General features: G+C 44.3%; 11 protein-coding genes. 9 read left to right on the forward strand and 2 right to left on the reverse strand.

From position 1 onward, the window contains the following. The first annotated feature begins 85 nt into the window (after positions 1 to 85). From B9G69_RS08270 to B9G69_RS08280, 3 genes are read left to right on the forward strand one after another with little or no spacing between them, the layout of a single operon-like run. Positions 86 to 1,186 (forward strand): PA0069 family radical SAM protein, encoded by a 1,101-nt coding sequence (locus tag B9G69_RS08270; RefSeq protein WP_088615999.1) that lies wholly within the window; start codon positions 86 to 88, stop codon positions 1,184 to 1,186. A 17-nt stretch (positions 1,187 to 1,203) separates the two neighbouring features. Further along, entirely contained in the window at positions 1,204 to 3,621 is a 2,418-nt protein-coding gene (locus B9G69_RS08275) for an ATP-dependent DNA helicase (protein ID WP_088615998.1), read from the forward strand. Further along, on the forward strand, positions 3,618 to 5,165 hold the full coding sequence (locus B9G69_RS08280) for a GIY-YIG nuclease family protein (RefSeq protein ID WP_254916929.1): 1,548 nt from the start codon (positions 3,618 to 3,620) through the stop codon (positions 5,163 to 5,165). The genes B9G69_RS08275 and B9G69_RS08280 overlap by 4 nt, the downstream gene beginning before the upstream one ends. A gap of 2 nt (positions 5,166 to 5,167) precedes the next feature. On the opposite strand, the gene B9G69_RS08285 is transcribed toward B9G69_RS08280, so the two are convergent. Next, complete coding sequence (locus B9G69_RS08285) at positions 5,168 to 6,844, reverse strand: glycoside hydrolase family 3 protein (RefSeq protein ID WP_088615997.1); 1,677 nt, start codon at positions 6,842 to 6,844, stop codon at positions 5,168 to 5,170. A gap of 57 nt (positions 6,845 to 6,901) precedes the next feature. Between B9G69_RS08285 and B9G69_RS08290 the strand changes: the two genes are divergently transcribed. Beyond that, a complete protein-coding gene (locus tag B9G69_RS08290; protein WP_088615996.1) occupies positions 6,902 to 7,696 on the forward strand; it encodes a hypothetical protein in 795 nt (264 codons plus the stop codon). Here the strand turns inward: B9G69_RS08290 and mfd are convergent. Further along, positions 7,693 to 11,223: a transcription-repair coupling factor gene (mfd, locus tag B9G69_RS08295; RefSeq protein WP_265438032.1), complete on the reverse strand. Its 3,531-nt coding sequence runs from the start codon at positions 11,221 to 11,223 to the stop codon at positions 7,693 to 7,695. The genes B9G69_RS08290 and mfd overlap by 4 nt on opposite strands. 119 nt (positions 11,224 to 11,342) lie before the next feature. Between mfd and B9G69_RS08300 the strand changes: the two genes are divergently transcribed. Genes B9G69_RS08300 through nuoL form a run of 5 tightly spaced genes read left to right on the forward strand, consistent with a single transcriptional unit; the run spans position 11,343 to position 15,669 of the window. Continuing rightward, positions 11,343 to 11,711 carry an NADH-quinone oxidoreductase subunit A gene (locus B9G69_RS08300; RefSeq protein ID WP_088615994.1) on the forward strand — a complete coding sequence of 123 codons (369 nt, stop codon included), beginning with the start codon at positions 11,343 to 11,345 and terminating at the stop codon, positions 11,709 to 11,711. Positions 11,712 to 11,714: 3 nt separating this feature from the next. Continuing rightward, positions 11,715 to 12,872, forward strand: a complete 1,158-nt coding sequence (locus tag B9G69_RS08305; protein WP_088615993.1) for a complex I subunit 1/NuoH family protein — start codon at positions 11,715 to 11,717, stop codon at positions 12,870 to 12,872. A 10-nt stretch (positions 12,873 to 12,882) separates the two neighbouring features. Next, positions 12,883 to 13,419: an NADH-quinone oxidoreductase subunit J gene (locus B9G69_RS08310; protein WP_088615992.1), complete on the forward strand. Its 537-nt coding sequence runs from the start codon at positions 12,883 to 12,885 to the stop codon at positions 13,417 to 13,419. Further along, a complete protein-coding gene (gene nuoK / locus B9G69_RS08315; protein ID WP_088615991.1) occupies positions 13,409 to 13,732 on the forward strand; it encodes an NADH-quinone oxidoreductase subunit NuoK in 324 nt (107 codons plus the stop codon). Before B9G69_RS08310 ends, nuoK begins: the two co-directional genes overlap by 11 nt. A 5-nt stretch (positions 13,733 to 13,737) precedes the next feature. After that, positions 13,738 to 15,669: an NADH-quinone oxidoreductase subunit L gene (nuoL, locus tag B9G69_RS08320; RefSeq protein ID WP_088615990.1), complete on the forward strand. Its 1,932-nt coding sequence runs from the start codon at positions 13,738 to 13,740 to the stop codon at positions 15,667 to 15,669. The last annotated feature ends 2 nt before the right edge of the window (positions 15,670 to 15,671 follow it).

Consider the following 15,671-nt stretch of genomic DNA (forward strand, 5'->3'; position numbering starts at 1 on the left):
TAAACCAAAATAGATCGAATGTTCAGAAGGCTCAGGTTCACACTTGAGCCTTTTTTATTTCCAACACTCGTGCGATACTCCGCCAATGACCCGAGAATTTCGCAAAGATATCCGGGGCAGAGGCGCCAGCAGTAATATTCCGAATCGTTTCGATTCTCTCCATTTCGAAGCCGAGCCACAGGATTTTGACAATTATCTTGAAGAGGAAAAACCTCGTTTGCAGACGCAAGTTCTGAAGGATTCGTCGCGCGCGGTTTTGACTAAGAACGATAGTCCAGACATCGGATTCACGTATTCTGTAAATCCTTATCGTGGATGTGAGCATGGGTGTATCTATTGCTATGCTCGTCCAACGCACGAGTATTTAGGGATGTCTGCAGGATTAGATTTCGAATCAAAGATCATGGTGAAGGAAAACGCACCTGAATTGCTTGAAGAAGCTTTGATGAAAAAGTCCTGGGAACCACAAGTTATTGTCATGAGTGGTGTCACCGACTGTTATCAGCCGTTAGAGCGCGAATACAAACTGACTCGTGGTTGCTTGGAAGTTTTAAATAAATTTAAAAACCCCGGAGCAATCATTACGAAGAATCATCTGGTCACTCGAGATATCGATATTCTGCAAGAAATGGCTCAGTACAAAGGGATTGTTGTCACAATTTCGATCACATCACTAGATACAGAGTTGATTGCATCCTTGGAACCCCGCACATCCAGACCTGCGGCGCGTTTGCGAGCGATTGAGGAATTGGCAAAAGCGGGAATTCCTGTTGGAGTGAATGTGGCTCCAATGATTCTTGGTCTTACGGATCACGAGATGCCTGCGATACTAAAGGCTGCAGCAGATGCTGGAGCGACATCTGCTGGATACACGATGCTTCGACTTCCGCATGCCGTGGCTCCATTATTCGAAGAGTGGTTGGACGTTCATCGCCCTTTGAGAAAAAACAAAGTGATCGAGGCTGTTAAGGATGTTCGCGATGGAAAGATGTACAAATCTGACTTTGGAAATCGAATGACGGGCACAGGTCCTAGAGCAGAACAACTGGCGCAAGTTTTTGAAGTGTACTCGCGAAAGTATAAACTAAATGCGAAGAACTGGAGTTTATCTGCGGCCCATTTTAAAAGACCGCCGACAGCGGCAGAGATCGCGGCACAAGCACAATTGAGTTTTGATTTAGAGTAATATTAACAAGAGAGATCATGGCTAAAAGGAACTTACGCAAAATTCAAATAGATCTGCGCCAGTTCGCTTTGCCCTGTCCTCGCGTGGGTAGTATCGAAGCGCACTCGGGTTATGGCCAAACTCCAAAGCTTGGGCAAGAGATTCACCAAAACATTCAACGCAAAAGAATTCGTGAAGTTCCGGGTTATGTGGCCGAGAAAAAACTTTCAATTGAATTTGAGCGCGAACAGTATCTGTTCGTCATTTCAGGGCGTGCCGACGGTGTCATCGAGGGATCTCAGTTTCAAGTTGAAGAAATTAAATCCGCGTTTGATGTTGAGGGGCTAGAACATAAGCTGACTGTTGATGATAACCATCCCTATGTGTGGCAGCTTCGTACCTACGGATACATTCTCTATAAACAAACGGGTGAAGTTCCAGATTTAAAGATGCTTTTGGTTTCCTCGCGAAACTTTAAGCAAAGTGAGATTTATTTTGAGCTGGATATTGAAGCGTATGAGGCCTGGTTAGCGCTCCGTTTGGCGGAGTTAGTTGAAGAAACCAAGATTCGTGAAAAGCTTTTCAAAAAAAGAGTGGTATCTTCCGAGGAGCTACAGTTTCCGTTTAGCTCTCCGCGCCCAGGCCAAGTTGAGCTGATAGAAAACATTCAAGTCGGATTCGTCGAAGAAAAATCAATGGTCATTCAGGCACCCACGGGGCTTGGTAAAACCATTGGGGTATTATATCCATCCTTGAAGGATTCTTTGGCGCGTGGACAAAAGGTAATCTATGTAACGCCTAAGAACTCTCAGCACCAAGTTGCTGAGGAGGCGGTCGAAAGACTGCAGGATCAAGGTGCTTCAATCAGACCCCTGACAATCACGGCAAAAAGTAAAATGTGCTTTAAGGCTGAACCTTTATGCAATCCCCAGTATTGTGAGTTTGCGAAGGACTATTATAAGAAGATCGCGGAAAATGATCTGATAAACAAAGTGTCGAAACTTCGTTCATTAAGTCAAAAAAAGTTGCAAGAGCTAGGTGAACAATACCAAGTGTGCCCGTTTGAACTTTCCCTTGAGGCGATTGAGCGGGCAGACGTGGTGATAGCTGACTATAACTATGTTTTCTCTACCAGAAGCCTTTTAGGACGTTTAGAGCTGCCCCTAATGGAGCCGAACCAAAAAGCAAACTTGGTGATCGATGAAGCCCATAATTTGCCCGCGAGGGCGCAAGATTATTTCTCGCCAGCGATTTCAACACGCGATTTACAAAACATCATTCCTTCTCTGGGAAAAATAAACATCCGTTTTCAAAAACGTGCACAGTTGTTATGTGAAGAAGCAATCGAGCTTATTGAGTCCTATCATGGCGAATCCAGAACCATTCAAATCAATTTTGAACCTGTGTTTGAGCTTGAGTCGCGCATGCGAGAATTCTTGTCAGAATACTTAGAAGCAGATATCGAAATTCAAACCCAAGATGGCGTTTTAAAGCTGGTCAATCTATGGAGCGACTTTGCACAAGCTTCCGAGTTGCAAGGACCTGAGTTCTTTCAAACATACCAAAAAAACAGACTCTATGGAGAGATCAATCAGACTCTGAAACTTACGTGCTGTGACGCTTCGGTTCACCTAAATGAAGTTTATAAGTCATTCAAAAATGTGGTGGCATTCTCTGCGACACTAAAGCCATTTAGTTATTCGATGAAACTTTTGGGCTTTTATGAGTTGACGACAAAGTGCCTTGAGTTCGTTTCACCGTTTCCGAAAGAGCATAGAAAAATTCTTTTAATTCCACAGATTTCAACGAAATATAAGGATCGTCCTGCGAATGCTCCTAAAATTGCTCAGGCAATGGAGAGGATCATGGCGGTAAAACCAGGCAATTACATTGCTTTATTCCCGAGCTTTGAATTCATGAAAGATGTTGAAGGATATCTGAGAGACAGTACCTATCAGCGTTTAGTGCAACAACGTGAAATGAAAGCGGATCGGGTGGATGACTTTCTTTCATTTATGAAGAGTGCAGACAAGCCAACACTGCTGTTGGCTGTTCAAGGTGGAATTTTCTCGGAGGGAGTGGACTTTCCGGGTGATATGTTAATTGGTGCCTTTGTTATTGGACCGGCGCTACCGAATTTTGATTTCGAGCGCGAGCAAATTCGTGAGTATTATGAGCGCTCCTATGATAAAGCCCAGGCATTTAATTATACTTACGTTTACCCCGCTATGGCGAAAACAATTCAGTCTGCGGGGCGAGTCATTCGTTCTGAGAATGACAAGGGCATTATCGTCTTGATGGACTCCCGATTTTTAGAGACAACATACGCCGAAACTATGCCCCAGGGTTGGTTTCAGCAGGGTGCGCAGGAGTTGGTTTCAGGGAAAATTATTTCTGACGTGACTGACTTTTGGAATAGTATCCAGGCACCCATGGAAAGCGAAGTCGAAGCGTGAAGCTAACAGAAATGCCATTATTCTTTTTTGATCTACAGACCACAGGGGCGAAGCCTGAAAGTGGTGCTGCTATTCTGGAGATGGCATGGACTTCATCCACAGGATGCACAGAAGCAAGTTTAATTAAACTTCCGAATGAAGAAAAAATTCCATATCGCATACAAATGATCACGGGAATTTTTAATGACGACATGATTGCTGCAAATGCAGCAGACGCTGTTTTCCGATCTCTCGAGGAAAAATTCGCGAATCACCGCTGTGTGATTCATTTTGCGCAATTTGAAAAACCCTTTCTGGCACACCAATACTCGCAGTGGCAAAAAGAGTTTCCTTTTGAAATCCTTTGCACGCATGAAATCGCAAAGAGACTTTTCCCGAATCTACCCACGCGTGGTATTAAGGGTCTGGCCGGATACTTCGGTTATCCTTCGCAGGATTTAAAACGGGCTGCTCAACAGACAGCGGCGACAAAGGCCATCTGGGAAGGCTTAATAGCCGAACTATTTAAACAGGGAATAGAGACCTGGGATCAGCTTCAAGAGTGGCTGCAAGTTACACCTAAAGCTAAAAAAACGAAATACGAATACCCCCTTGAAAAAGAAAAACGCCTTAAATTGCCAGATCAACCAGGTGTTTATCGTATGATTAGTAAATGGGATGAGATCCTCTATGTGGGTAAGGCGACATCGTTAAAAGACCGTGTGAACAGTTATTTCCGTGGGCAAAAGAATCGTGACTCACGCAAGCTAGAGATGCTGACTCAGGTTTATGATCTTCGAGTTACGGTGTGTGGCAGTCCTTTAGAGGCGGCATTGCTTGAAACAGACGAGATAAAAAAGTGGGACCCAAGATATAACATTTCTTTAAAAGCCGGACACCGCAGCGTCGTTTTTTTCAATCACGAGATGACCGATATCGATTACGAACAGAGTGCAGAGTTTCCTTTAGGACCGTTCTCAAGCAGTTTGGTATTCGATTCCATTCGCAATTTACGTGAATGTTTGGTGGCGGGTAAATTTCATGATAATATTTTTTACGAGCCCATCGACGCCTCTTTAGTCGAAGAAGGTTTTAAAGTTTTCTGTGAAAGAAATGAACTTGTCGCTGAGACCTTTAAATCTGTTCGAAATATGCTGGCATTGGGATTATGGTGGAATCGCCAATACGACCTTTTGGATGAGGAAGCGTCCGAGGGCGGAGACGAAGTGGAAGAAGCCAATGATGACGTCACCGCTACAGATATTGCTGACAAAATCGAACGACACATCATGCGTGCGGGCCGTACATACTTACGGGCTAAAGAACTCACCAAAATTTTAAATGCTGATATTTCTTATTTGCCTGCAGACGCAGACATTGAAAACCGTTACCAGCTTAAAGTTCGTGGTGGAAATATCAACAACGAAGCTGATGAGAAACGAATTCCAAAGGTATCACTTTGGAAGGGGCTTACAATTGATACTTACGATCGCATGAGTGTTCTGTTGATGGAACTTGGAAAAGTGCGCACACAAGACGGGCACGTAGAAATTCAATTCCGTTAGGATTACTCTGTGAAAGCAAAGTTTTCGGAATTTGAACCCAGTATTTCTAGAAAGTGTTCGGCGACCTTTTTACCAGAGTCTTTGTGGTTAAAGTAAAGTTGTAAAAGTTTTCGATAGCCGGCTTCCTTAGGCACTAATCCGGGCGATCCCAAATTCACAACCACGGCACTTTTTTTAATATCGGCTGGAAGCATTGTTAAAAGTCGGGCCGTTTTAGGTCCCGTGACAGCCATCAGTACAATTTCACAGCGAGAGTTCTTTTTAAAAACCGTAACATCTGTCACTCGAGAATTGCTGAAAAGAACTTTCGTTAAGACGTGTTCTTGAGAAGCACCTTTAAAGCTTTCTAAAAATTCTTTGGAGGGTGAAAGCGCGCAGACTGTGCCGTTGGCATTTGCGGGAGTTCGCACATTTGCCCGGGCCTCTGGTAAAGATTTAGCAATCAAGTTTGTTTTAATATTCTCTGTAAGGACCTTGTCCTCAAGCTCTACGTAATCGTCAGAGCTTAAAGTTCCGCCTGCCATCACCATGGAAGGAAGATTTGGATCGCGGCGATAAATATTTGCAAAGGCTTTCGTGACGAGGATGCGGTGTAGTTTTTGATTCAGGGAATCTATGGTGAAATGACCAGTTTCTACGGCTTTTCTAACGGTCTTCATGGCACGTTCCTGATCGGCCATCGACCAAGTCATCATGACTATATCCGCTCCCGCTTGCAAAGCCTTTAAAGCGGCAAGATCGGTGCGCAATACTTCTTTTGATCCCTTCATCTGCAAATCGTCAGTAACTACCAGGCCTTTATATTTCAAATCATTGCGCAATAGATCTGTGGATATCTTTGAGGAAAAACTCGCAGGGACTTTCTTAGGATCAAGAGATGGATAGATGGAATGAGAAAGCATGACGGCAACGTTGGTACCAAGTGACGAATAGCCCTCAAAGGGGACGAGATCTTTCTTTTTAAGATCACTTTCTGAGGCGATGTTATTTACAATTGTGCTGTGAGGATCGGCTTTGATGTTACCCGTGCCAGGAAAGTGTTTCGCTGTAGGAATTACTTTAGATCGCAACAATCCTTTGGCGTAAGCGGTTCCAATTTCTTTGACTAAATTTGGATCAGAGCCAAAGGATCGAACACCAATGAAACTTGTAGAGTAGGGATCTGCAATATCCAGTACTGGTGCAAGATTCATGTTGAATCCCACTTCGCGCAAAAACAAACCAGTTTGATAACCCATTTCTTCAGAAAGTTCGGCAGACTGGGTTTGCCCGATGGCTAAGGCATTTGGCGGACTTGGTTGAATGGGCAACCTGGATACGGCGCCGCCTTCTTGGTCAATAGCTATCAAAGGAGGAAGCTTTGTTGCTTGATAAGAAATTTTATAAAGATCTTCGTTTAACTTTTTAACTTGCTCCAGCGATTGAATATTTCGTTTAAACAGAAGAAAAGATCCCGGTTTATATGTTTGAATAAACTTTTCGAGTTCTTTGTTAGACTTTGTGTATGGAAATCCTACGATAAATAACTGACCGACTTTTTCATTGAGAGACATTTGGGAGATTTTGATGTCGATGACTTCATCGAGAGATTTGCCCTGGGCTAGAACAAGGGCGGGAAATGCAAAAGACAAGAGAGTAATGCTCAAAATTCTTAGAATTTCCCTGATATAATTGTTCATATAGATCTTAGAATATCATTCGTGAAGTGCGGGAATAGACAAGATTTGAGTAACAGCATGAAATTGCACCTTAGTCCTATAATCCATCTAAATGCACTGGTGTCACTGGTGCTGTTGATCATGACATCTGTGTCTATGGCTGCCACACCGTCTTTGGAGATAGAAGGAAACCCAGAAGAGCAGGGTCTGGTCGAGACTTACTATGATCCCCAATCGCTTGTGGAACTTCATGTACGTCAGGACAATCTTGCGGATTATAAAACCCGACGGGAAACTCACGGCGTGTACTTTGGGATCAATTATGAAAACTATATCCCTGTTAGTTTTGTTTCAGCCAACGACGGAAAGACATACAATGAGCTTTTCAATGGAGATTCGATCTCTATCTTGAGTTTGCTTATAGATTATAAATTTAATTTCGTTCTGGGATCCATCGCATTGGGTGGATCGGCGGGGATGGGTAGCATTTCTGATAATCGCAGCGGTGATACGCGTACTTTGGAAGTTACAAAATACATGGGGACCCTAAAATACACGATAGATAATTTAATGAAGGAACCCTATGTGGCTCCTTATGTTGGATTCTCGATGTATCAAATGGAACTTAACGATAAATCAACAACAAGCTCTATCAGTGAATCAACCCCGACAAGCTATGCTTACACATTGGGACTATTGCTTCAGTTAGACTGGCTTGATAATGATACGGCAAAATCTGCGACCTTCAATTATGGCTTAGAAAATACGTTTCTGGATGTGTTCATGAGTCAGTATTTATCATCTGGCGGTGATGCCGATGCCAACATGGAGACCGATCCAATTTGGGGTGTCGGTCTTCGCATGGAATTTTAAATCATATTTAAAAGCTTTTCCATTTCCTGATGGACAGCGGACCACGAAATAGTTGCCATCTTGATGTTAAGGCGATTATCTGGCGTGATGGAATACTTTTTGGATTCCTTCATCGCCAGCTGAATTACACGTGCGGGCTCAAGCTTGGTTTTTTCTGTGAACACCAATGAGATTGAAGTAACACCTGCACTGATATCGCGAACACCTAATTCTTTACATTGACGTCGAATTAACATCAAACCCATCAAATTGACTGTTTGGTCAGGAATTGGACCGAACTGATCGCGCAACTCCTCCTCGATCCGATCAAGATCATCGCTCGAAGTAATTTCTGCGAGTGCTTTATAGTAACCCAAACGAATGCGGATATCTTTAATGTAAGCATCAGGAATAAGTGCTGGGATCTTAAGATTGATTTCTGGATCCAGATCCATATCCTCGACTTTTTCGCCCTTAGCTTCCGCCAAGGCCTCGTTTAATAGATCCATGTACAATTCATAGCCGACAGAATTGACGTGGCCTGACTGCTCCTCGCCCAAAATATTTCCTGAACCCCGAAGCTCTAAGTCATATTGAGCAATCTTAATACCACTACCTAGAGCTGTATTTTCTTGAATGATCTTTAAGCGCTCTTGCTGTTCTTTATCGAGCTTGCGATTCTTTGGCATCATCAAATAGCAGTAAGCGCGCGTTTTTGAGCGACCTACGCGACCCCGCAGCTGATACAGCTGTGATAAACCAAACATATGAGCGGAATCAATGAACATTGTATTTGCCCGTGGAACGTCCATTCCGGACTCCACGATCGCAGTACAAATTAATACATCAATTTCGTGATGAAAAAACGACAACATCGCTTTTTCAAGTTCGTGCTCTTCCATTTGCCCGTGTGCAACTTTAATACGTGCCTCGGGAACAATGCTGCGGATTTCATCTGCAAGTCCATAGATAGATTCGATACGATTGTGAATGAAGTAAACCTGACCACCGCGAGAAATTTCAGCGGTGATGGCTTTGCGAATAGTTTCTTGATCAAATTTGGTCACGAAAGTACGTGTGGGCAGTCTATCGACAGGCGCCGTGTTGATTAAACTTAAATCGCGAATACCAACCAAAGCCATATTCAGCGTTCTTGGTATTGGTGTTGCCGACAAGGTCAGGGTGTCGACGCTGTTTTTAAGCTTTTTCATCTTTTCTTTGTGAGTGACGCCGAACTTTTGCTCTTCATCGATAATCAAAAGACCTAGATCCTTGAATCCTATCGAACTTCCTAAAAGTTTATGTGTGCCGACGATGATATCGACTTTCCCATCTTTAATATCTTGAACCGTTTTCTTGCTTTCCGACGGAGTGACAAAACGATTCAACACTCGAATGTCAACGGGCCAACCCTCAAAACGCTTTTTGAATGTTTCAAAGTGCTGGAAGGTTAAGACCGTGGTTGGTGCAAGAATCGCAACCTGGCGACGAGCTTGAACAGCAAAAAATGCTGCGCGCATCGCGACCTCAGTTTTTCCAAAACCGACATCTCCACAAACCAGTCGATCCATTGGCTTCGTTGATTTTAAATCAGATAAGATATCGCCAATAGCCCGCAACTGATCATTGGTTTCCTCGTAGGGGAAGCCATTTTCGAAAAGTTGAATTTCGTTTTCACGGAACTCAAATGGAGGTCGGTACATCTCCGCACGTTTTGCATACAAAGCCAAAAGATCTGCAGCGATATCGCGAACATGAGATTTAACTTTAGCTTTCGTTTTTTCCCAAGCGGTTCCACCGAGTTTATCAAGGACCGTGGTTGCACCAGCACCAGAAAATTTTTGGAGCTGGCCAATGCGGTAGACGGGCAGATAAAGTTTGTCCTTGTCTTTAAATCCGACCTGGATGAACTCGGATTCAACCCCGCCGATGGCCATTATTTTTAATCCGTCGTAGACACCAATGCCGTGTTTAACGTGAACGACGAGGTCGCCGGGCTTCAAATCTCCAAAGGCTAAACGCTTGGCCTGTTTTTGAAAATCTTGCGCTGCTGAAGACTCCCGGCTGCGCATTTTTTTGCCAAAGAAATCTTCATCACGCAGAAATATCACGCGCTCTTCATCAAAGCGCAAGCTGTCTGGCAGATAGCGACTGACTATGTGAATGAGGTGTTTATCGCTTTCTTGTTCTTGGAGCCATGAATCCCACTTGTATTCATCCTGGCCACAGCGAACTGCTTTTAGTTCGAGTTTTTCAAAGATCAAAGACAGACGATCAATATGTGATTGATTCTTGGTGCTGACGAAAATTCTGTAGCCGTCGTCTCTCCACTTATGAAGCTTGTTGGTTGCAGCTTGTAACCACAACTCAGACCCTACGGGATTTGTGCTGGATAAATTTGAAAAGTCTTGAGTCAATGAAGTGCGATATTCAACATGCGAGTCCGCAGACCCCTCATCATTTGCATCATCTAAGTATTCTAATGTTGAAAAATAAATTTGGCGGCTGTTCTGAGGATAAGCAATCTGCTCAAAGCCTTGGAACAGTAAATCCATCTCGGGGCGAATCACGTGGGACTCGCTAGTATTGTAATCAGCTTTTAGTTCCGCCATGAAGTCATCGGCGTTACGTGAGATTTCAACAGGATCTAAGAACCAAACATTCACGGCACCTGGAAAGTGATCGATTGGGCTTGCAGGCTCGCCATAAAAATAGGGTAGTAAAAATTCAATACCCGGAAACGAATTTTTAAGAACCAAAGAGCGAAGCATTTCGTCAGCCTCGGCTTTGTCGACGGGGCGACCATCGATGTGCGCACGAACTCTTTGTAAAAGTCTTTCGTGAGTTTCATCACGGAACAAAACTTCACGAGCAGGAGTTAAAAGAAAGGATTTGATTTCATCGGCGCTGCGCTGATCATCCACATTAAAGTGCCGAAGAGTTTCGATTTGATCACCAAACAAATCCAGGCGAACTGGCATGTCTTCAGTGGGTGGGAAGATATCAACGATTCCTCCCCTCAAAGCATATTGTCCCTTGTCCTCAACCATCGGCGCAGAAACGTATCCAAGGGAATTCAAATATTCGGCAATGTCTTCTGGCAACTCCTCGCCAGCTGACAAAGTTCGCGAGGTTTCTTTTAGAATTTTGACTGGAATTGTTTTCTGAATCAGCGCGTCAGGTGAGGCAATGAATATTTCGCCAGCCTTTGCACCCTGTGCTTTTGCAAGAAAACGCACGCGATCAGCAGCTGATCTCGTGTTTGGATAAAGACCGGAATAAGCAGAAACATCAAACGCCGGCAAAATCGTGCTCTGACGAAGTGGGTCAAAGAACATCAAAAGCTGCTGAAGTTTCAATGCTTCTTGCTGACTGCCAACTACAACTACGTGCGGCAAGCCGTTGATTTTTTTAGAGTATGTTTGTGACAAAAAGAAAGCAAGCGCGAGCGGAGAGGAAGCTCCACTCACTTGAATTTTACCGCGGGTTGTTTCGAAGGCGCGATCTAGTATCGATTCGAGCCTTGTATGAGTCATTTCGGCTTTCATTTTGTGCGCTCATGTTGCCATGGTTATCGCCTTGTTTCCATTCATATTTCTTGGATTTCAGAGGCACCACATATATAACTAATTGAAATCCAAATAATAACGACAACTTTGGAGGGTTTGTGGCACTCGGTGGAATCATTTTCATCGTAATTTTTATTGCGCTATTTGGCAGTTTTCTGGTCTGGCTTTCAATTAAGACAGGTGGAAAAGTCCATTATCATCCGGTTAAGTACGAGCCCTACGAGTGTGGTCTCCCTTCGCTAGATAAAAAAGATACGAAAGTTTCTGTGAAGTTTTATCTCACAGCAATTCTCTTCATTCTTTTCGATATCGAAATCATCTTTATGTACCCATGGGCGACGTCCTTCCGTGATTTCATCGCTTCTGGCCAGGGTGCATTTGTATTCGGATCAATGATCTTCTTCTTGGCCGTCTTCATTTTCGGTTTGTTCTGGGAAGTTAAATCAAAAGCATTGGAATGGGATTAATCAATGGGAATGGGTAAAGATTCATTCGAAATTATCGTCAACGGGCTTAAGCTCGTTGTTATCTTTTTGATGATGGTTCAACTCGTGCCGATCCTTGTATGGGTTGAGCGTCGTGGTTCTGCTTTCATTCAAAACCGTCTTGGTCCAAATCGTGTCGGTCCTTTGGGATTGATGCAGTTATTGGCCGATGCCGTGAAGTTCTTGACGAAAGAAGCTTTCGTTCCTTCAACAGCAAAACCATTGTTGTACTATGCAGCTCCGGTATTTGCGTTGATTCCGGGTGCGGTTGCGTTTTCGGCGATTCCAATGTCGACACCAATCTCGGTAGGGACATTCGAATTGTTCGGTCAAACGTGGGGTCCATACACATTCTTGGTTCAAGGTTATGATATCGGTGTTGGTATCGTATTCATCTTGGGTGTTTCTTCTCTAGCGGCCTACACGATGTTGATGGCGGGTTGGGGTTCAGGAAATAAGTACTCTTTGATGGGTGCGCTTCGCGCTTCTGCACAAACGATTTCTTACGAGTTGGCCCTGGGCCTTTCTATCGTAGGAGTAATCATGATGTACGGAACTTTCCACTTGAGCGATATGACTTTGGCGCAACAAGGTCACTTGCACTTCCAGTTCATGGGTTACACGATTTCTTCTCAGTGGCTTCCAAACTGGGGTATTTTCTATCAACCATTGGGCGCCTTGTTGTTCTTCACTTCAACATTCGCAGAATCTAACCGTCTTCCATTTGACTTGGCAGAGGGTGAGTCAGAGCTAGTTGCTGGTTTCCACACCGAGTACGGTGGTTTCAAATTCAACATGTTCTTTATCGGTGAGTACGGCCACATGATGATCGCTTCTGGTTTAATGGCGATCTTCTTCTTTGGTGGTTATGGAATTCCTTGGGTAACTGTTGAACAGATTCGTGAATGGGCCATGACTGTGACTTCAAATGCAAACTGGGCATCAGCTTTGGTTGCGTTAATTCACTTCCTGGTTTTCAACGTGAAATTCTTCTTGTTCTTGTGGTTATTCATCTGGGTTCGCTGGACATTGCCTCGTTTCCGCTACGATCAATTGATGGATCTTGGTTGGAAAACGATGCTTCCATGGGCTTTGGCTAACACGATCATCACGGCTTTCGTGATTTACGTAGCATCTTTGTAAGGAGCTAAAAGTGACAGCAGACGCTTTTCTTTTTTGGTTTTTAGCGATCGTAACGTTGGGCTCGGGCCTGATGGTAATCCTTTTGAAAAATCCGATCTATTCGGCATTAAGCCTTGCTATGACAATGGTGGGGATGTCCGCTCTATTCGTGACATTGAACGCTTACTTTATCGCGGGTGTTCAGTTGATCGTATACGCCGGCGCCGTAATGGTTCTTTTCACGATGGTCATCATGCTTTTCGACCTGAAACAAGACATCTCCGCGTTCACGCGCGGTAAGTTTTCAGGCATTTTGAAGATCATGTCGGTAGGTCTTTTGGCAGGAATGGTTATTGCGTCTATCGCGATGACAGTCAGCCAACTTCCGGCGAAAACGACAGACAATCCAGTTCTGGTTGGGACAGGCATGGAGACGACAAAAGCTCTGGGCCAGATCTTGTTCACGAAATATATTTTTGGTTTTGAAGCTCTTGGCGTTCTTCTTTTGGTGATCGCTGTGGGCGCAGTTGCTCTTTCTCGTAGTAAAGGTGGAACACATGAGCATTGATTTCATCAATAACATCGGACTTACTCACTACCTTGTCCTAGCAGCGATTCTTTTCGTTATGGGTATGACGGGAGTCCTTCTTCGTCGTAACGTGATCGTTCTATTGATGTCTATCGAGTTGATGTTGAACTCTGTGAACTTAACGTTCATCGCATTCAGCAAATACTTGGGTCATCTTGAGGGTCACATCATGGTGTTTTTCGTAATGACAATTGCAGCGGCGGAAGCAGCTGTGGGTCTTGCGTTGGCCGTATCGATCTTTAAACGCTTTAACGAAGTGAACATTCGCTTCTTCGAGCACTTGAAAGGATAGGCCTGATGAACCACTCAGTATTAATGGCCATTGTTATCCTAAGTCCGTTGGTGGGTTTTCTAATCAACGGTTTCCGTTATAAAAAACACTCCGCAAATGTGGCGGGCGTGATTGCGACTCTTGCGGTTGCGATCTCTTTCATCTCTGCGATTCTTTTGGTAACTGACCTTGTTGGTATGGCTGCTGAATCTCGTCGTATCGCTGTTTCGTTCTTTGAATGGATGGCGGTCGATAAATTTAAAGTGAACGCGGGCTTTGTAGTCGATCAAATCAGCGCGATCATGATCCTTGTGATCACGGGTGTTGGTACTTTGATCCACTTGTTCTCGATCGGGTACATGCACCACGATAAGGGTGCTGCAAAATACTTCGCATACTTGAATCTGTTCATCTTTAACATGTTGTTGCTAGTTTTAGGTGACAGCTTGCTTGTGATGTTCGTTGGTTGGGAAGGTGTGGGTCTTTGCTCGTACTTGCTAATCGGTTTCTGGTTCACAGATGCAGACAAAGCTGCAGCAGGTATGAAAGCCTTTATCACAAACCGTGTTGGTGATGCCGCTTTCTTGCTTGGTATGTTCATCTTGTTCATGACTTTTGGAACTTTGAACTTCCACGAATTAAATGCTCTGGCTCCAACGACGGCGGAAGCTTCTTGGATGGGTGCTGTGACTTTGGGTACTTTGTTCTTGTTCATCGGTGCCACGGGTAAATCTGCACAAATTCCATTGTACGTTTGGCTTCCAGACGCGATGGCCGGTCCAACTCCAGTATCAGCGTTGATCCATGCGGCGACGATGGTAACTGCCGGTGTTTACATGATCGTCCGTTTGAATCCGTTGTTCATCATGGCCCCAAACACAATGATGGTGATTGCGATTATCGGTGCAGCAACTGCGGTTCTTGCAGCAACTATCGGTATGACTCAATGGGATATTAAGAAAGTACTAGCGTACTCGACTGTATCTCAACTTGGTTACATGTTCCTGGCTTGTGGTGTGGGTGCTTTCGGCGCAGCAATGTTCCACTTAATGACTCACGCATTCTTTAAAGCTTTGATGTTCTTGGGCTCTGGTTCGGTGATCCATGCCATGCACGAGGAACAAGACATACGGAAGATGGGTGGACTTAAAAAGTACCTTCCGATCACGCATGCGACGTTCTTCTTGGGTTGGTTGGCGATTATCGGTATGCCACCATTTGCGGGTTTCTTCTCTAAAGATGAAATCTTGGCTTATGCATTCTTCTCACCAATGGGGTCTCCGATCTTGTGGGCAGCGGGTGCTTTGGGTGCAACTTTGACAGCGTTCTATATGACTCGTTTGATGGCTCTGACTTTCTGGGGCAAATCACGCGTTCCTTCGCATGTTCATCCGCATGAATCTCCGGCTTTGATGACGATCCCATTGATCGTTCTTGCAGTGTTGTCTGTGATCGGTGGTTGGATTGGTATCCCTCACGTTATCGGCGAGCATTTGGGTCACATCCCTAATGTTTGGGAGCACTGGTTGGATCCTTTGATTACTAAAATCCCGAACTTGGGCCACTTTGAAGCTTCCACTGAATGGATGTTGATGGGTTGCTCTGTAGGTTTGGCGATCATCTCTGCGACAGTTGCTTATCAGTTCTATGTGAAGTCTCCAGAGACTCCTAAGAAAATCGCTGAAAGCATCAAGCCAGTTTATAACTTGGTTTATAACAAATATTTCGTTGATGAAGCGTACTTCGGCGGAATCATTAATCCTTTGGTAAACGTAAGTAAGTCCATTTGGTACTATGTTGATGTGAATTTCATCGACAAGTGCACATACTGGGCAGGGGATTTGGTTCGCGGAATGGGCTCTTTGGGCCGCTCTCTTCAGACCGGAAATATGCAGCAGTACGCGATGTACATCGGTATCGGTGTCGTCGTTGTCCTTTCATACGTGATCATGGGGTAAGA

The organism is Bdellovibrio sp. SKB1291214, from assembly GCF_002209355.2.
Lineage (GTDB): Bacteria > Bdellovibrionota > Bdellovibrionia > Bdellovibrionales > Bdellovibrionaceae > Bdellovibrio.

Excerpts from the sequence above, each read along its gene's own strand:
- B9G69_RS08270 (WP_088615999.1), top strand. The coding sequence starts at position 86 with ATGACCCGAGAATTTCGCAAAGATATCCGGGGCAGAGGCGCCAGCAGT.
- B9G69_RS08275 (WP_088615998.1), top strand. The coding sequence starts at position 1,204 with ATGGCTAAAAGGAACTTACGCAAAATTCAAATAGATCTGCGCCAGTTC.
- B9G69_RS08285 (WP_088615997.1), bottom strand. The coding sequence starts at position 6,844 with ATGAACAATTATATCAGGGAAATTCTAAGAATTTTGAGCATTACTCTC.
- B9G69_RS08290 (WP_088615996.1), top strand. The coding sequence starts at position 6,902 with ATGAAATTGCACCTTAGTCCTATAATCCATCTAAATGCACTGGTGTCA.
- mfd (WP_265438032.1), bottom strand. The coding sequence starts at position 11,223 with ATGAAAGCCGAAATGACTCATACAAGGCTCGAATCGATACTAGATCGC.
- B9G69_RS08305 (WP_088615993.1), top strand. The coding sequence starts at position 11,715 with ATGGGAATGGGTAAAGATTCATTCGAAATTATCGTCAACGGGCTTAAG.
- nuoK (WP_088615991.1), top strand. The coding sequence starts at position 13,409 with ATGAGCATTGATTTCATCAATAACATCGGACTTACTCACTACCTTGTC.
- nuoL (WP_088615990.1), top strand. The coding sequence starts at position 13,738 with ATGAACCACTCAGTATTAATGGCCATTGTTATCCTAAGTCCGTTGGTG.